Annotated in this window: 20 protein-coding genes; 15 read left to right on the top strand and 5 right to left on the bottom strand. The window is 62.6% G+C overall.

The window, feature by feature from the left end; all coding sequences use genetic code 11:
• The first annotated feature begins 22 nt into the window (after positions 1–22).
• From DC363_RS01460 to DC363_RS01445, 4 genes are all read left to right on the top strand, one after another.
• Positions 23–1,168, top strand: coding sequence for an AI-2E family transporter (locus DC363_RS01460; RefSeq protein WP_108639346.1), 1,146 nt, complete (start codon positions 23–25; stop codon positions 1,166–1,168).
• 147 nt (positions 1,169–1,315) lie between these two features.
• Positions 1,316–1,783: a hypothetical protein gene (locus DC363_RS01455; RefSeq protein WP_108639345.1), complete on the top strand. Its 468-nt coding sequence runs from the start codon at positions 1,316–1,318 to the stop codon at positions 1,781–1,783.
• Positions 1,780–2,181, top strand: coding sequence for a phage holin family protein (locus DC363_RS01450; RefSeq protein ID WP_108639344.1), 402 nt, complete (start codon positions 1,780–1,782; stop codon positions 2,179–2,181). Before DC363_RS01455 ends, DC363_RS01450 begins: the two co-directional genes overlap by 4 nt.
• A complete protein-coding gene (locus DC363_RS01445; protein WP_158270815.1) occupies positions 2,174–2,929 on the top strand; it encodes a DUF3618 domain-containing protein in 756 nt (251 codons plus the stop codon). Before DC363_RS01450 ends, DC363_RS01445 begins: the two co-directional genes overlap by 8 nt.
• Before the next feature lie 352 nt (positions 2,930–3,281).
• Here DC363_RS01445 and DC363_RS01440 read toward each other — a convergent pair whose 3' ends face one another.
• Positions 3,282–3,623: a hypothetical protein gene (locus DC363_RS01440; protein WP_108639342.1), complete on the bottom strand. Its 342-nt coding sequence runs from the start codon at positions 3,621–3,623 to the stop codon at positions 3,282–3,284.
• A 115-nt stretch (positions 3,624–3,738) separates the two neighbouring features.
• Between DC363_RS01440 and DC363_RS01435 the strand changes: the two genes are divergently transcribed.
• Both DC363_RS01435 and DC363_RS01430 read left to right on the top strand, forming a co-directional pair.
• Positions 3,739–3,909, top strand: a complete 171-nt coding sequence (locus DC363_RS01435) for a DUF1328 domain-containing protein (RefSeq protein WP_108639341.1) — start codon at positions 3,739–3,741, stop codon at positions 3,907–3,909.
• A gap of 126 nt (positions 3,910–4,035) precedes the next feature.
• A complete protein-coding gene (locus tag DC363_RS01430; RefSeq protein WP_108639340.1) occupies positions 4,036–5,178 on the top strand; it encodes an HWE histidine kinase domain-containing protein in 1,143 nt (380 codons plus the stop codon).
• Positions 5,179–5,198: 20 nt separating this feature from the next.
• On the opposite strand, the gene DC363_RS01425 is transcribed toward DC363_RS01430, so the two are convergent.
• Positions 5,199–6,008: a response regulator gene (locus DC363_RS01425; RefSeq protein ID WP_108639339.1), complete on the bottom strand. Its 810-nt coding sequence runs from the start codon at positions 6,006–6,008 to the stop codon at positions 5,199–5,201.
• Positions 6,009–6,102: 94 nt separating this feature from the next.
• Between DC363_RS01425 and DC363_RS01420 the strand changes: the two genes are divergently transcribed.
• The 6 genes from DC363_RS01420 to DC363_RS01395 all read left to right on the top strand — a co-directional run bounded on the left by DC363_RS01420 (position 6,103) and on the right by DC363_RS01395 (position 9,858).
• The gene (locus DC363_RS01420; protein ID WP_108639338.1) at positions 6,103–6,282 is read left to right on the top strand and encodes a NepR family anti-sigma factor; all 180 of its coding nucleotides are present in this window, start codon (positions 6,103–6,105) and stop codon (positions 6,280–6,282) included.
• A complete protein-coding gene (locus DC363_RS01415; RefSeq protein WP_108639337.1) occupies positions 6,272–6,826 on the top strand; it encodes an RNA polymerase sigma factor in 555 nt (184 codons plus the stop codon). The genes DC363_RS01420 and DC363_RS01415 overlap by 11 nt, the downstream gene beginning before the upstream one ends.
• A gap of 11 nt (positions 6,827–6,837) precedes the next feature.
• On the top strand, positions 6,838–8,550 hold the full coding sequence (locus DC363_RS01410) for a sensor histidine kinase (RefSeq protein ID WP_108639336.1): 1,713 nt from the start codon (positions 6,838–6,840) through the stop codon (positions 8,548–8,550).
• A gap of 342 nt (positions 8,551–8,892) precedes the next feature.
• Entirely contained in the window at positions 8,893–9,102 is a 210-nt protein-coding gene (locus DC363_RS01405; RefSeq protein WP_108639335.1) for a hypothetical protein, read from the top strand.
• Positions 9,092–9,556, top strand: coding sequence for a baeRF12 domain-containing protein (locus tag DC363_RS01400; protein ID WP_108639334.1), 465 nt, complete (start codon positions 9,092–9,094; stop codon positions 9,554–9,556). Before DC363_RS01405 ends, DC363_RS01400 begins: the two co-directional genes overlap by 11 nt.
• Before the next feature lie 62 nt (positions 9,557–9,618).
• Positions 9,619–9,858 (top strand): hypothetical protein, encoded by a 240-nt coding sequence (locus DC363_RS01395; protein WP_108639333.1) that lies wholly within the window; start codon positions 9,619–9,621, stop codon positions 9,856–9,858.
• A gap of 58 nt (positions 9,859–9,916) precedes the next feature.
• Here the strand turns inward: DC363_RS01395 and DC363_RS01390 are convergent, their stop codons facing one another.
• Both DC363_RS01390 and DC363_RS01385 read right to left on the bottom strand, forming a co-directional pair.
• On the bottom strand, positions 9,917–10,909 hold the full coding sequence (locus DC363_RS01390; protein ID WP_108639332.1) for an XdhC family protein: 993 nt from the start codon (positions 10,907–10,909) through the stop codon (positions 9,917–9,919).
• A complete protein-coding gene (locus tag DC363_RS01385) occupies positions 10,906–12,570 on the bottom strand; it encodes a LysM peptidoglycan-binding domain-containing protein (protein ID WP_146180726.1) in 1,665 nt (554 codons plus the stop codon). The genes DC363_RS01390 and DC363_RS01385 overlap by 4 nt, the downstream gene beginning before the upstream one ends.
• Before the next feature lie 112 nt (positions 12,571–12,682).
• Between DC363_RS01385 and DC363_RS01380 the strand changes: the two genes are divergently transcribed.
• A complete protein-coding gene (locus tag DC363_RS01380; protein ID WP_108639330.1) occupies positions 12,683–13,243 on the top strand; it encodes an LOG family protein in 561 nt (186 codons plus the stop codon).
• 63 nt (positions 13,244–13,306) lie between these two features.
• Here DC363_RS01380 and DC363_RS01375 read toward each other — a convergent pair whose 3' ends face one another.
• Positions 13,307–13,906, bottom strand: coding sequence for a superoxide dismutase (locus DC363_RS01375; RefSeq protein WP_108639329.1), 600 nt, complete (start codon positions 13,904–13,906; stop codon positions 13,307–13,309).
• Between the two features lie 238 nt (positions 13,907–14,144).
• Here DC363_RS01375 and DC363_RS01370 point away from each other — a divergent pair, with 238 nt between their 5' ends.
• Positions 14,145–15,773 carry a glycosyltransferase family 2 protein gene (locus DC363_RS01370; protein ID WP_241962890.1) on the top strand — a complete coding sequence of 543 codons (1,629 nt, stop codon included), beginning with the start codon at positions 14,145–14,147 and terminating at the stop codon, positions 15,771–15,773.
• On the top strand, positions 15,770–16,792 hold the full coding sequence (locus tag DC363_RS01365) for a glycosyltransferase family 2 protein (RefSeq protein ID WP_108639328.1): 1,023 nt from the start codon (positions 15,770–15,772) through the stop codon (positions 16,790–16,792). Before DC363_RS01370 ends, DC363_RS01365 begins: the two co-directional genes overlap by 4 nt.
• Positions 16,793–16,969 lie beyond the last annotated feature (177 nt).

The raw sequence follows: 16,969 nt of genomic DNA, 5'->3' as shown, positions 1-16,969 counted from the left end.
CTTTTCGAAAAATGAGATGTAAATGTCCGAACCCCAGAACGGTATCCAGACCGAAGCCCTGTCCAAGCTTGCGAACCTGCGGGGGATCAAGGCGATGGTCATCGGCCTGTTCATCCTGTTCTTTGTCCAGACCCTGACCTGGGCCAGCGACTTTCTGATCCCCGTCACCACCGCCATTCTGGGGTACTTTATCCTCAATCGTCCGCGCCGGTGGCTGGCGCGGATCGGCATTTCGCCCACGGGCAGCGCGATCATTTTCTGCACCATCATCGTGGTCGCCATCGGCTACGGCCTGCTGCGGCTCAGCGGCCCCGTCTCTACGTTTCTTGCCGACATCCCTGAAGTGATCCGCCAGATCGAGGGCCAGCTGAAAAGCGCAGGCGGCAACACGATGGAGGCCGTCAACGAGGCCGTCGAAGCGGCGGATGACATCATCAACCCCGAGGATCAGGCCGACGACACGGTCGAGGTCGAGGTGGTCCAGAAGCCCGGAATCGCCGCCATGGTCGCGCGCATCGCGCCGATGCTGTTCGGCCAGATGGCCTTTGCCATCGTGCTGCTGTATTTCCTTGTTTCCTCGGGCGACATGTTCATCCGCAAGACGGTGCAAAGCATCGGGCGGTTCAGCGACAAGCGCCGCGCGGTGAACGTCGTTTATGACATCGAAGACCGTCTGGGCCGCTATCTGGGCGGGATCACCATGATCAACGCGGGGCTTGGCCTTGTGGTGGGGGCCGCGATGTATGTTTGGGGTCTGCCCAACTACATGATGGTTGGCGTCATGGCGTTCCTGTTCAATTTCATCCCCTTCATCGGCGCGATTGCCGGTTCGATCATCGCGGCCATTCTGGCGCTGATGACCTTTGGCGACGTTTGGCCCGCGCTGGGGGTCTGGGCCACCTATATGTTCCTGACCTCTTTCGAGGCGCAGTTCATCACCCCGTCGCTGATCTCGCGGCGGATGCAGCTCAACACCACTGTAGTGTTCTTGTGCGTGGCCTTCTTTGCGTGGATCTGGTCGATCATGGGCATGATCGTCGCCCTGCCCATCCTCACCGTGATCAAGATCGCCTGTGACGAGATTGACGGCCTGCAGCGGGTGGCCCTGTTTCTGGGCGACGAGACCGAAACCGAAGCCCAGGCCGACACCAGCCCTTCGGACAAATAGCGCGTCTCGGGACCGGCCCCGGGCCCGCTGCTTCTGTGCATGGGCGACGCGGACAGAAGGGAACCTTTTCAACCTGCTTTACGTTTTGTTGATGAGCCGAAACAGGTGGGCCACGCCCCACCCTTCCCAGGATACAGGAGCTATACCATGACCGACTCCACCGATACCGCACAAGCGATCAAAGATGGTGCCCAGGACCTTGCCCACAAGGCGCAAGAACAGGTGACCGGGGCCGCTGAAGATGCGGCGGAAAGTGCTCGCCAGACTGCCGTTGAGCAGGCAGACACCTATGCCGATGCGGTCCACGATGCCGAGCAGAACTTCGACCCGAACTCGCTGCAGGCCGAAGCCTTGCGGCAGGTGTCGAGCACCATCGAAGGATTCACCAGCCAGTTGCGCGACAAGCCGGTGGACGAAATGCTCGACGATGCCGCCGTCTTCGCCCGCCGCAACCCGCTCTTGGTGCTGACCGGCGCCGCTGTGCTGGGCTTTGCCGCCGCACGGTTCATGAAAGCCAGCCCGCGCCGCAGCAGCACCCGCCGCGGGGACGATCCTTGGGCCGGACATCTTTATGCGGGTCCCGTTGGTGAGCACAATTCGAAGGATGCATCATGACCCCACACAAACCTGATATCACAGATGCGCCGTCCCTTCTGTCACGGTTGATGACGGAAACCAAAATGCTTGTGGTGAGCGAGGTGAAGCTCGCCAAGCAAGAGGTGTCCGACAAGCTGACGCAGTTAGGCGTCGGGGCTGGCATGCTCGTGGGGGCCGCGCTGATCGCGTTCACCGCGTTTCACGCCCTGGCCGCCGCTGCGGTCTTCGGACTGATGGCGCTGGACATTGCCGCCGGCTGGGCTGTTCTGATCGTCGCGCTGATCCTTGTGGTGATCGCGCTGGTCCTGTTCTTCATGGGCAAATCCCGCATCAAGGCCGAAAATCTGAAGCCAAAGCAGACCTTGCGCAACATCAAGGCTGACATTCACACAATCAAGGAGGCGCCCCGTGCTTAAAGCAGACGAAATCCATGAAAAGAACGCCGCGCAACATCGCGCTCGCGTCGGTGAAACCCTCAATGAGCTGAGCCGCGCCCTCAACCCGCAGCGTATCGCCAATGAAGCGATGGGCACGACATCGGACCTCTCACAAAGCGTGATCCACACGGTGGTCGGTGCCGCGAAACGCAACCCGGCTGGACTGGCACTGCTGGCCCTTGGCGCCGCCGTTGTCGCGATCAATCCGGGCAAGCAGACGCGTGCTGCCGTGGCCTCGCCCGACTACCGCGGCGGGGAAGAGGCGCGCATCGCTGCCGCCGACAGCAAGATCAAGGCCAAGCAGCACATTCGCGCCAACCACCCCGTGGGCTCGACGTCGTCCAGCACCATGCGCCAATGGCTCGACACCGGTCTCGACAAACTCAGCCCGGAGGCGCGCGACCGCGTGACCAAGGCGCGGCTGAAAGTGATCGAAGCGCAGGAAGGCGTGGAGCGGCAGGCGGCGAAGGCCACCGAGGCGGCCCATCTCGCGCATCAGACGCAGCCCCTGGCGACAACGTTGGCCGCTGCCGGGATCGGTGCGCTCATTGGCTCGCTCATCCCCTCGACCCGGGCGGAAGCCGACCTCATGGGGGAAAAGCGCGACCAATTGATGCGCCAGGCCGAAGCCACCCTGCGCGATGAGGTGGACCGACTGCACGCGAAAGGCACGGACGCCGTAAATTCCGGCGTCGAAGCCGTGCAGAACGAGCTGCGGTCGGACTGACCCAAGCGCTGCGATCTATTGATGGAAGGCCCCCGCCCCGCGGGGGCCTTTTGCATTGCGGCCGGCCGAATAGCCCGAAAAATTCCTGAAAAAGGCGGAACCGAAGTCACCGCACCGCGTTACCCTTCAGATACTGGGTAAAGCCGGAGCAGTCGGCCCCCTGCATCGTCCCCGGGTGTGCAGCTGTCCCTCTGCCCACCTCACATTTGAAACCGCCAGAGCCCCCTCTGGCGGTTTCTTTTTGTCCAGAGGTCACCTGCCCGCCCCCTAACATGTCCCGCACAAAAAATGGGTGGCCCAAGGCCACCCATTGAAACTTTGCGGCGGGGCACGCCCCGCTGAAAACCAGTGCCTAGTGATCGCGGCCGCGAATAGCGACACCGATCAGGATGCCCAGCCCGAGGGCTCCGAGAACCGAAGCGGTCGGGTTGCGACGGATGGCGATGTCGAGTTCGGACTGCGCGGTGCGCACCATGTCCGATCCATCCTCATAAAGCTTCTGGCCGGTCTCCTGCGCCTTTGTGATGGCGTCCTGACCTGCCTCGCGCGTGCGCTCAACAGCGGTGTCGACCTTTTCCTTGGCGGTGGATGCTGCCTCGGAAATCTTTTCGCCTGCCTTGTTCTTCTTCGCAGATGTCGATTTGTCCGCCGCGGCAGACGTGGTTGCACCTGTGGATGTTGTTGTGTTGGCCATAATAAGTCTCCTTTCAGGCAAACAACGGATGACAGGCCTTAAAGTTCCTTGGAACCGAATCTGCGTTGGGCCGGTTGGGCCCGCAAATGGCGCGCCACGAAAACAGGAGGGTCCCATGCGACATTGGGCACTGATTTTTCTGGCCGTTGCAATGATCGCAGGCCTTTTCGGGTTCGCCGGACTTGCCGGCGCATCCGAGGGGGTTGCACAGATCGTCTTTGTGCTGTTCGGCGTGCTCTTCATCGCCGCGCTTGCCCTCATGGCTGCGAACGACCGATTGCGATGACGGCCCAAGTAAAAGCGCGATCCGCCACATTGGGCGGGTCGCGATTTGCCGCCCATCAAGACGGTTTTGGTGTATCCCTGCGCGGTTTTTTCGGTAAACAGGCCGAAAGCTACCGGATGGAGCAAGATGACGGACACCAATCAGACGGCGCAGGATCCCGCCATGGCGCGCGCCCTGAACGACACGGCGCGTCTCTCAGCCCTTGAGGGCGCAGGCGTGCTGGACACCGAACAGGAAGAAGCCTTCGACCGGGCCACCCGTCTTGCCGCGCAGATCATCGGCACCCCGGTCAGCCTGTTGTCTTTCGTTGATGACACGCGCCAGTTCTTCAAATCCCAACAGGGGCTGACCGGCTGGGCGGCCGAAGAGCGCGGCACGCCTCTGTCCCATTCCTTTTGCCAGCATGTCGTCGATACCGATGCCCCCCTGCGGGTGCGCGACGCGCGCAACGACCCCCTTGTGCGGGACAACATGGCGATCAACGATCTGAATGTGATCGCCTATCTCGGGGTTCCGGTGCACGCCAGCAACGGCGCGGTGCTGGGATCGTTCTGCGCCATCGATAACCAGCCGCGCGACTGGACCGAAGCCGAGCTCGCCAGCTTGCACGACCTTGCCGCCATGGTCGAAACCGAGCTCTCTTTGCGCGAAACTGCGCGCGCGCGTGAGGTTGTCGTGCATGAGCTCAACCACCGGGTCAAGAACCTGTTCACCCTTGTGGGCGGCATGATCCGCATGGAAAGCCGCGGCCATGACGAGGTGGACGCCTTCGCCAAAAGCCTCGACGGTCGGCTGCGCGCGCTGAACGATGCGCACGGGCTGATCCTGCCGGTGGTGCAAAGCGGGCGCGGCGGCAAGACCGGTGTCGACTTGGCGGCGCTGACGGAGAAGCTGCTTGCCCCTTATAGCGGCACCACGAGCGGGCATTTGTCCCTCGATGGCCCGCAGGTGACGTTGCGGGCGGAGGCGGCGGTGCCGCTGACCCTTGCCCTGCACGAGATGGTGACGAACGCGGTGAAATACGGCGGACTCTCGGCCAAGGACAGCCGTATTGCCATCACGTGGCATGTGACGGACGAGGCCTTGCAGCTGGATTGGGAAGAACACGGGGTAAGCGAAGCGGACCGCTCGGACGATACGTCAGGCTTCGGGTCGCGACTGTTGACCATGACAATCGAACGCCAGCTTGGCGGCGAGCGCAGGGCCGAACTGGATGCGGGGACATATGCGCAGCGTATCACGTTGCCGCGCACGGTGCTGGAGGATTGACCCCCAGCACCGCAAGGGCGTCAGGACGCCAGCGTCTCGGTGGACGAGAAGAACATCGCCTGGCTGACCGCCGAGCGCACCTGATCTTCCGTGAACGGCTTGGTGATGAGGAACGCAGGCTCCGGCCCCTGCCCCGTGAGCAGACGTTCCGGGAAGGCGGTGATGAAGATCACCGGGATATCGGCGTTGTCCTCAAGGATCTTGTTGACCGCATCGATGCCGCTGCTGTTGTCGGCCAACTGGATGTCCGACAGGATCAGATCCGGCTTTTCGGCCTTGAACAGCTCAAGCGCCTCGGTCTCGGTCCGGGCCACGCCGGTGGGCTTGTGGCCCATGTCGGTGACGATGCCCTCGATGTCCATGGCGATGATCGCCTCATCCTCGATGATCATCACACGGCCCGAGACGGATTTCGCCATCTCGGAGTACGCGATGTCGACCAGCTCCTTCGCCTCATCGGCGGAACAGGACATCACGTGGCCCACGTCCTCGAAGCTCATCTCCTCGACCGTGTGCAAAAGCAGCGCTTCGCGCGTGTCCGGCGTCAGACGCGCCAGATGTTTCTGCGCCTTGGCCGCAAGCCCGTCGTCGCGCCCTTCCAGCGCGCCACCGGTGCCCGACCAGATGGTGTGGAACACCTTGAACAACGCCACCTTGGGCGCAAGCGAGCGTTCGAAGGAGTCCATGTCGCTCAACACTGCCTCAAGCGTTGCGGCGGCATACATATCGCCCTTGTCCTGAGATCCGGTCAGCGCCCGCGCATAGCGGCGCAAGAACGGCAGATTGCTCCCAATCATGGCCGATAGATCCGTCGTTTCGGTTGTAGTCATCTCCCAGAGCCCTAACTTTTTTATTCAAACAGTGGAACCAGAACGCTTTTTGGAGCATTAAGTTCCGAGAAGCGAGAAAAAAGTGTAAAATAACATGAACTCAAAGTCGGCAAATTCGAAGGTTCAGCTCGAGATCGAGCGGAATTTAAAGCGCGCCTATGATGAGGTGATCCAGCAAGAGGTCCCCGATAGATTTACGTCACTGCTTGAGCAACTGAAGGCCGCTGAAGCGGGCAAAACGTCGAGCAATGGCGGTTCCCAAAATGCAAACTGAAGATCCACGCGACGAACTCAAAGACCACTTGGGCGCCATGCGCGCCTTTGCGCTCAGCCTGACGCGGAACTCGGCCCTTGCCGACGATATCGTGCAGGATTCCCTGGTGAAGGCCTGGTCGAAGATCGACACCTTCCAGCCCGGCACCAACATGCGGGCCTGGCTGTTCACGATCCTGCGCAACACCTATTATTCGCACTTCCGCAAGGCCCGGCGTGAGGTTTCGGACAGCGACGGCACCATGTCGGCGCAACTGTCCCAGAAGCCCGATCACGACGGCCGCCTGCAGATGCGCGATTTCAACACCGCGTTCAGCACCCTCAAGGCGGAACAGCGCGAGGCTTTGACCTTGGTGGGCGCGGAAGGCTTTTCTTATGAAGAAGCCGCCGAAACCTGCGGCGTTGCGGTGGGCACGATCAAAAGCCGGGTGAACCGCGGACGCGCCCGTCTGGCGGAGCTCATGGGGTTGGATGAAAACGAGTCGCTGGAGATGACGGACCGCGTGACCAGCGGCATCGTATCGGCACAGAAAAGCATCGCGTAAGGCTGAACGTCATGGATGTCTTCTCGTTCTTGCCCAAGTCTCTGGCTTGGCGAATTGCGATGCTGATGTCCTTGGCAATGCTGCCGCTTGGGCTGATTTCCGTGTATCAGACGCAGGTGGTCGTCGATGAAGCGCAGGCCCTGACCCGGGCCGCGCTTTTGTCCGAGACCGTGGACGTCGCCGCCAAGGAGCGTGAGTTCAACCGCGAGCTGCGGGGCGCCGCCAAGGCGCTTGCGGCAGCCGTGCGCAACACCGATCAAGACACCTGCCGGGGCCTGCTGCGCGACTATGTCGCCAGCCAGGACCGGATCATGATCGCGCGCTACATCGACCTGAAAGGGGCGACGATCTGTTCCTCGACCGGCACGGGCGGCGACCAATACGCCCCCGTCCCCACCGAAGAGCTGCCCAACCAGACCATGCAGCGCGTGCTGGTCAACCGTCTGGACACCGACTCCGAGGAAGCCGTGCTGGTCACCCAGCACCCTGTCGAACGCGACGGGACGCTGCTGGGCTATCTGCGGATCACCGACCCGATTGACGTGATCGGCATGGTCTCCCGCGAGAGTGCTGTGCTCAGCGACATGAAATTCATGACCGTCAACACCAGAGGCGAGGTGATTTCAGCCTCGGAAGGGGTCAAGAACGCCAGCCTCTACATGCCGCGCGATTTCCCGTTGCGCTCGCTTGACGGGCAATCCCGCCTGACCTTCCAGGCCGAAGCCGGAGATGGCAAACAGCGGCTTTTCGCGGTCTCGTCGGTGTTGGAAGACAACCTGTTCATGGTCGGCAGCAAGCCGATCAACAGCGGCGCGGGCAATGTCTTCCCCGGGTCGGCGGTGATCTTCCCGATCCTGATGTGGATGGCGGCGGTCTTTGTGGCCTTTTTCGGTCTGCAGCGCCTTGTGGTGCGCCACATCCGCAAGCTGCGCTCGGCCATGCGGCAGTTCGCCTTGGGTGACCGGCAGGAAATCGAGTTGCAGCTTGAGGATCCGCCGGAAGAGTTCGAAGAGGCGCAGCGGGCTTTCAACCGCATGGCGCTGATCATCGCCGACGCGGAAGACCGCCAGACCCAGAACCTGCGCGAGAAAGAGGTGCTGCTGCGCGAGATCCATCACCGGGTGAACAACAACCTGCAACTGATCGCCTCGATCATGAACATGCAGGCGCGGCAGACGACCTCGAAAGAGGCCAAGGACATGTTGGCCAGCTTGCAGCGGCGGGTGCGCGGCATGGCGATGATGCACCGCACGTTGCAGACCACGCAGGACATGACGACAATCGACGCGGCCGAACTGGTGCAGGCGGCGGTCGATGACGTGTCGAAATCCGCCCGAGACGGCGTGGTCGAGGTTGAATCCAGCCTCGAAAGCGTGCCCCTGTTCCCCGATCAGGCGATGCCGCTGTCGATGTTCGTGGCAGAAGCCCTGCCCAACGCGCTGATCAACGCCAGCACCGGGCGCGCGCATACGTTCAACGTCAATGTCACGATGCATGAGGACGAGACGGGCAAGATCCGCCTAGTGGTGAAGAACACCGATGGTGAGGGCAACGACCGCGAGCCCACTGCGGACGAGAACCTCAGGCGCAGCCTGATGGCGGCCTTTGCCAACCAGCTCAACAGCGAGTTGTCCATCGAGTTCGACGACAGTGGTTACGTGATCGAGATCGCCTTCCCCCGCCGGGCCGAGGCCTTGCCCGAACACGGGCTGTCACGGCGCTGAAAGGCAGCCGTCCCCCGACCGGGACGGCCCACACGGTATACCTGCCTGACTCCGCTGGACAATCCCCCACACCGGGAACAAATCCCTCGCCTTGCGCGTTTCATATTCGAGACGCAGCAAGGGGTTTACCATGTCACATCGTCACTTCTCCCGACCCGATCGAACAGTTGACGAGCCCGTACGTCATGGGACCCGGGTGCTGCACCTTGCCATGACATCCCCCGCCGATCTGGCGTTGATGTCGTGGATCCCGGTCGTGCTGGCCGTCTCGCTTCTCTCTCAGCTTCTCTGACACGCGCCAGCACGCCCCCTGATTTCCCGAAAACCAAGAAAGGACAGCCAATGGCAGATCGCAAACGCTCCACCGACGGGAGCAGAGATACCGACAAAGTCCTCGGAGAAGGTGGCACTGTCGACCAGCAGGGCCGCGAAGGCGGCCGCCTGAGCAGAGCGGTCGGCAGCAAGGACGAATTGAAGCGCGCGACCGAGCGCCCCGCCGGGGCCACGCGCGTCACGAAATCCATGGAAAAGGATAACGAAGATGAAGCGTAACGCAGGCCTGCCACAAGGAACCTGGGTGCTGATCGCGGACGGCGAAAAGGCCCTTTACATGGTCAACAAGGGCGATGACGAGGATATGAACCTTGACGTCGTGCGCAAGGAAGAGCAAGACAACCCCATGGCGCAGGACTGGGCCGCGAACCGCCCCGGCCGCAAGAGCGACGGGCCAAGCGGCCACCGGTCCGCCATGGAGGACACCGACTGGCACGAGCTTGAAAAGGAACGCTTCGCCAAGGATTTGGCCGAAGATCTTTACCAGAAAGCCCACGGGGGCAAGTTCGACAAGCTGGTGATCGTTGCCAGCCGCCCGGTGCTCAGTGCGCTTCGCTCAGAGTTGCACAAGACGGTCACCGACAAGATCATTCTCGACGTGCCGAAGGTGCTGACAAACCACCCGATGAACGAGATCGAGGAACTGATCGCACGGGAACTTGCCGAAGCGTGATTTTGCGGGAACCAAACGCGTCCCACTCGGTTAGGTGTCTGTAAATAGAAAAGGAAACCGTAATGAAACCCGGTGTTATTATTGGCGTTATCGTCGTCATCGTGCTTGCCATCTTCGCCTTCTACATGATCGACATCGATCAGACGCAGGAAGGCTCCATGCCTGAAGTCTCTGTCGAAGGGGGTGAAATGCCCGAGTTTGACGCAGACGTTGGCGATGTGAGTGTCGAGGAGGAAACCATTACGGTTCCAACGCTCGAAGTCACGCCGCCCGAAGACGACGCGGATGAGACGACCGAATAATCGGTTTGCATAACGTTTAGAGTTAGAAAGGGCGTGGTCGAAAGACCGCGCCCTTTGGCTATACGGGGGCCGTTCCCTGGCGCCGCGCGGTCTGCACGATCTCGGCCATGATGCTCACAGCGATTTCCGCGGGCGAGCGCCCCCCGAGGTCCAGCCCCACCGGTGCGTGAATGCGCGCGGTTTGGTCCGGCGTGAACCCCCGTTGGTGCAAGCGGTCCAGCCGTTTGGCGTGGGTGCGCTTCGAGCCGAGGCAGCCCAGATAGAACGCCTCCGAGCCGAGTGTCGCTTCGATGGCCGGATCGTCCAGTTTCGCATCATGGGTCAGCGTCACAACGGCGGTGTGGGCGTCCAGCCCTGCGCCTCGCAGCGCCTCGTCGGGCCACTCTTCGACCAGCGTCGCATCCCCGAACCGCGCGGGCGAGGCAAAGGCCGGACGCGGGTCCACCAGCGTCACGTCATAGCCGCAGGCGCGGGCCATGGGCAGCAGATGTTGCGCGATGTGCACACCGCCCACGACGATCATTCGCAGGGGCGGCGCGTGGAGCGTCACAAAGGTGCGGCCGTCTGGCTCAAGCCCCGAGCGCTGGAGGCGAAACCGCTCGGGCCAGTTAGCAGGCCCGTCCACCCGCCGCGCGCCGCTGTCCAGATCTGCCACATAGGCAATCGGGTCCCGCGCTGCTTTGGCTGCGACCAATTCTTCAAGCAGGGCCAGCGGCAGAACGCCCTGCCCCTCGTCAGCCACCGGTTCGACCAGCACGCGAATCTTCCCGCCACAGGCGAGCCCGACGGCGATGGCGTTGTCGTCGCTCACCCCGAAGGACAACAGCCGCGCGGCGCGGTCTTCCATGACCTCAAGCGCCTCGACAATCACCGCGCCTTCGACGCAACCGCCCGAGACGGAACCCTCCATATGCCCGTCGCCGCGCACCACCAGTTGACTGCCCACCGGACGCGGTGCGGAGCCCCAGGTCTCGACCACCGTCGCCACCGCAACCGCCTGCCCGGCGCGATACCACTCCAGCGCCTGGGCCAGCACGTCCACCGTGCTCATGGCTCTTGCGCGGTGTCCACCGCCACGTCCGCTGGAAGCGTGAAGACCTGTCCGGGGTAGATCAGGTCGGGATCGCGGATGCGGTCGCGGTTCGCCTCGAAGACATGCACGTACAGGATGCCCGCGCCGTAGCGATCCTTGGCAATGGCCCAGAGCGTGGCACCGGGCTGGACCGTGCGCGTCGCGACCGAGAAGCCCGGGTCCGCTACCTCATCGGCCATCGCGGCGGCAACCTCTTGCGGGTCCTCGCGCAGGAAGGGCGTCTCAATCCGGCTGACGACATCGCCTTGGGGGTCAACCTCGTCAATCCGCAGCGTATAGACCCCGCGATCGACGTCCGGCAAAGTGCCCCGCCAGGTGCCGTCCGTGTCGACGGGCAGACGGCTGACCGGGGCGTTGTCCACATAGACGCGCACGAAGCCCTCACCCACCGCGCGGCCGCTCAGTTCGACCTTGCCTTCAGGGTCATAGGTGATGGTGTCGAGGGCGACGACGGACATGACCTCGGGCGCCTGGCTGGCCGGGCCGCCCGGTTGCACAACGCTGACGCCGCTGTCGGTGATCTCGAGCACGGCGGGCGGGCTTGGCGCGTCGGGTGCCGGCGGTGTGTCCGTCGGCTCAAGCGCATCCGGCACCGGGGTGGACAGCGTGGCGGGGTCCGGAGCGTCGACGTCCGCAACCTGTGTGCGCGCGTCCGGCGCGGTGGCGGGGTCCGATGCAGGCGCAGCGGCAGACGTGCTGGTTGCCGCAGTGGCCTCCCCCTCGGGCGCGACGGTGTCGGAGCCTGTGACGGACGCGCCGGCCTCATCCGCGTCTTGCAGCGCGGTCTCGATCACGGGCGTCTCGGCCAAAGCGGCAGTGCCCTCGCCGGGGGGCGTCGCGTCAACACGGGCGGTGACAGTCTCAACCTCTTGCGGCGCGGGCGTGGGGGCGACGACGAAGCGACGGCCTGCGGCCAGCGCCGCGCCTTCCGGATCGCTGATCACCTCAATCACGCGCGGCGCGTCTGAGGGGCCCAGAAACCCCACGAGGATGTAGGACCCGTCCGGCCCGGCGGTCACGCGCTCCACCACCTCCCCATCGACCACGGCGGCGACGGTGCGGCCCGGCGTCGCGCGGCCCGAGAACAGAAAACTGCCGTCCGGTTCGATCCGCCGGTCGGTGATCACCGGCGCGGCCGATGCGACGGGCACCGGCTCACTTGCGGTGGCGGGATCAGCCTGCAGTGCAGCGGCGGTCGGGGCCGTGGGCGCAGCCTCTGCCCCTTCGTCAACCGGTAGGGTCGTCTGGGGTGCGGTCGCAGGAGCCTCTTCCGTCTCGGACGCGGTGGCAGCGATGTCTCGGACCTCCGGCGCAGTCGCAGCGGGCACGTCTGTCGGCAGCCCGGGCTGAGCATCGGCGGTGTCAGGTGTCGCAGGTTCGGGTGGCACTTCATCACCGGCCACGGCCGGCGCATCGCCGGGTGTCACTGCGGCCATCGTGGCGGTGCCGGCGTCCGTGCCCGGCCCGTCTTGCGCGGCGACAGTGACGCTTTGCCCGTCCGCCCCGCTCCCATCCTGCGCGCCCCCGCCGCCCTCAGGCAAGGGACGCAGATACAGGGTAAGCGCCACGGCCAGCGCCAGAATGGCACCGCCGCCGAGCACGAGTGTCCTTGTCCGCAAGATTGATCCTCCCCAAGCAGTTGGCAGACTGTAGCAACGTGCTTATCAGGGGTCAAAGCTGCATCCCGCAGTCCCCGCGCCCCTGTGACCATCCTGCCAGACCGGAGATTTTATGACCGCATCCCCCCTTTCCGTTTGTGTCTATTGTGGATCGCGCGACGGCGACGATCCGGCCTTTGCGCAAGCGGCCGACGTCTGCGGCACGATGCTGGCCCGCAACGGCTGGCGGCTGGTGTACGGCGCGGGCGACGTCGGCCTGATGGGGCGCGTGGCGCGGGCCGCTCAGGCCGAGGGCGGCGATACCTTCGGGGTGATTCCCAAGCACCTGATGGATTGGGAAGTGGGCAAGACCGACCTCACCAGTTTCATCATCACCGAGACCATGCACGAGCGCAAAAAGGTCATGCTGATGAACGCGCAGGCGGTCGTGGTGCTGCCCGGTGGTGCGGGCTCTCTGGACGAGTTTTTCGAGGCTCTGACATGGCGACAGCTCGGCCTGCACGACAAGCCGATCTACCTGCTCAACATCAACGGCTATTGGGATCCGCTGCTGGCGTTGATGGACCAGATCATCGCACGTGGCTTCGCGGATGGCACGCTTGCCGGGTTTGCCGAGGTGATCGACACGGTGCCCGCTCTGGAAGCCGCGCTCAAGTCCCTGCGCCTCGCCTGAGCGCACAGCAAAAAGGGCGCCCCGCATCCGGGACGCCCTGAAAATCACTCGGACCCGTGAAGATTACATGCGCGAGGCGACGTTTTCCCAGTTCACGAGGTTGTCGAGGAAGTTGCTGAGATACTTCGGACGCGCATTGCGGAAGTCGATGTAGTAGGAGTGCTCCCACACGTCGCAACCCAGAAGCGCCGTCTGGTCGAAGCAGACCGGGTTCACGCCGTTCTCGGTCTTGGTGACCTTCAGGCTGCCGTCGGTGTCCTTGACCAGCCAGGCCCAGCCTGAGCCGAACTGACCCGCACCGGCGGCCGAAAACTCGTCCTTGAACTTGTCGACGGAGCCGAAGCTTTCCTTCAGCGCGTTTTCCAGCTCGGACGGCATCTTGCTGTCCTCGGGGCTCATCATTTCCCAGAACTGGTTGTGGTTCCAAAGCTGGCTGATGTTGTTGAAGATGCCCGATTGCGCCACGGCGTTGGGATCATAGGTGCCCTTGATGATTTCTTCGAGGGACTTACCCTCCCACTCGGTGCCGACAATCGCCTTGTTGCCGTTCTCGACATAGGCGTTGTGGTGCTTGTCGTGGTGGTATTCGAGGGTTTCTTTCGACATGCCCTTATCGGCGAGCGCGTCGTGGGCGTAGGGAAGATCAGGAAGTTCGAAAGCCATGAGAAAACCTCTTTCTTTGTGTTGCAGTCTCTCCCCCTAACAAAGCCCCCAAAACTCTTTCGTCAAGTGAGATTGCATCAAATTGGTCGCAATCGCAGGGAAATCCCCCCGCCCCCCGGTGGACTTGAAGCAACGGGTTGTTATGGTGCCCGCCAACGCCGGGACAACCGGCCAACGGGGTGGCAGGGCCACCCGACAAGGCAGATATCGTGACCATGATCCAGCGGGGCCGCATCTGATGGCCAAACACAAGTTCACAATCCTTTCGATGATGAAGGACGAAGGTCATTCGCTGGTCGAATGGGTCGCCTATCACAAGCACATCGGCTTCGATAACATCTGCGTCTATACCAACAATTGCGGCGACGGCACCGATGAGATGCTGATCCGGCTGGAAGAGCTGGGCTGGGTCCAGCATTTCCGCAACGACGTCCCCGAAGGCAAGAAACCCCAGCCCAACGCGCTGGCATTGGCGACCCAGAACCCCGAGGTGACGGACTCCGACTGGATCCTGACCATGGATGCGGACGAGTTTCTGTCGATCAAGGTCGGGCGCGGCTGGATCACCGATCTGGAAGAGCGGATGGACCCGCAAGCCTCGGCGATGGCGATCACATGGCGGTTCTTCGGGGCCAACGGCATCACCGATTGGAACCCCGGGCTGGTGATCGAGAATTACACCCGCGCCGCGCCGGACATGTTCAAGAAAGGCTGGGGCGTGAAAACCCTGTTCAAACCCTACCGCGACATGAAGCTCGGCATCCACCGCCCCCACATCAAGAAAGCCAAGCAAGAGCCTGCGAACGCAAAGCTTTTGTTCGATCAGCTATGGCTCAATGGCTCGGGCAAACCGATGCCGGACGAATTTTCGCTGTCCGGCTGGCGCTCCACCAAGCCGACGCTGGGCTACAAATGGGCCGAGCTGAACCACTATGCGGTGAAGTCCTATGAAGCCTATCTGCTGCGCCGGGTGCGCGGCAACGTGAACAACAAGGAAGACAAATACAACGCAGCCTACTTCGCGCTTTTCGACCGCAACGAAGAAGAGCACATGAACGCGACCCGCCACGCCAAGGGCACCAAGAAAAAAATGGCACAAATCCTCAGCGACCCGATCATGCGCGAGTTGCAGGACAAGGCGTTGGAGTTCCACGCCAAACGGGTCGAGATGTTGCGCAGCTCCGGCGAATACGACCAATGGCTTGCGGATCTGAAAGCGGCGTCGGAAATCCCGCTGGAGCAGTTGGACGAGGTTCTGTTCACCCAGCACCTGCCCAAGGAATGGCAAGAGAAGGTCAAGGAGCTGCAGGCTGCGGGTATCCCCGACAAGAAGATCGCCAAGATGATCGCCCAGACCCAGACAGCCAAGAAAGGCGACACGCGCAGGGCCCTGCTTGAGGCTGCGGGCGAGAACGCCGAAGAAAAGCTCGACGCCCACCAGCTCAAAGACAAATCCGCCACGGGCGACACGTTAGACAACCCCTTCATGAACACTGACGCCGCCGCCGGTCTCGGCGTGCCCTTGATGAACGAGCGGACACAGAAAATCGCCCTGGCCGCTCAAGCGGCCGACCCGAATGACAAGGACGCGGCGAAGCTGTTGCAAAAGGTCGAGACCGCCCGCAAGGTATTGCAAGCGCAAAAAAAAACCGAAGAGCCTGCGGCAGCGCCCGAACAGGCGGTCGTCGACATCAATGAGCCGGCCCCACCACTCGCGCGGATCGTGGACGAAGTGACCCTCGACGCCTCGACCTCGGTCGAAAGCCCCAACGACACCGTTCCCGTCGCCTCCGCCCCCGACGAAGTCGCCGCGAAACCAAAGGCCGCCACGACACGGGTGGCCCCGAAGAAAGCGACACCGAAATGACCGACGCCCCCGCCCGATCCCGCAAGGTTCTCGTCTCGACGATGAAGAACGAAGGCCCCTATCTGCTGGAATGGCTGGCCTATCACAAAAGCATCGGCATCACGGATTTTTGCATCTTCTCAAACGATTGCACCGATGGCACGAACCTGATGCTGAACCGGCTGGATCAGATGGGCGTCGTCAAGCACTACGACAACCCGCAAGGCCCCCGCATGGACCCGCAACGCTCGGCCTATTCGCGCGCCAACAAGCTCGACTGGGTCAAATCCGCCGACTGGGTGCTGATCGTCGATGCCGATGAATTCCTCAATATCCACGTGGGCGACCGCAGCATCGACGCTTTGATCGAAGCCTGCGGCCACCCTGACGCGATCTCCGTCAATTGGCGGCTCATGGGCTCTCAGGGACAGTCGAAAATGTCCATCGATCCGTTCAAGGGCGACCTTGTCACCGAACGGTTCACCCGCGGCTCGTCCTTCGAGGCGCCGGAAAACGGCCTTGTCTGGGGGTTCAAGACGCTGTTCCGCCCGGCAAAGTTCGATTTCTTCGGCGTTCACCGCCCGAAATTCAACAAAAAGACCGAAATCACCCCCAACATGGTGACCTGGACCAATGCCGCCGGCCAGCCCATGGGCGAGAAATACCTGCAGAAAGGCTGGCGCGGCAATGCCGAGAACGTCAGCAACGCATTCGCGCAAGTAAACCACTACGCCATCAAATCGCGCGAGGATTTCTTACTCAAACGGCTGCGCGGCACGGCCAATTCCAAGAACAAGGGCCGGATCGACATGGACTATTGGGACAAATACGACATCAACACCCATGAGGATACGACAATCCGCACCGACGGCATCCGCGCCCAGATGGACGCCTGGCTGGCCGATCCCGATCTCGCCGCCCTCGCCCGCGCCTGCGCGGATTGTTCGCAGCGGGTGCTCGACTATCAGCTTACCGTGCCCGAGTTTCGCACCTTCATCGACACCGGCCTGTTCACCCCGATGAAAGAGGTTGCCTCATAACCCCGCCCGCCCGTTTTCTTTGCGTTGACCCATCACAAGACCGGCACGATCTGGAGGCGCAAGGTGTTCCGCGCCATCAGCAATGGGCAGACCATCCCCTTCATGCAGTGTTACCGCGCAAAACGGCTCGCCGCTGCGGCGCAGACCGCCTGAGCCGCCGGCCCTACCCATCTTTGC

The organism is Thalassorhabdomicrobium marinisediminis (genome assembly GCF_003072065.1).
Lineage (GTDB): Bacteria > Pseudomonadota > Alphaproteobacteria > Rhodobacterales > Rhodobacteraceae > Octadecabacter > Octadecabacter marinisediminis.
The sequence above is the reverse complement of the archived record's forward strand: the minus strand, read 5'-3'. Positions and strand labels throughout refer to the sequence as shown.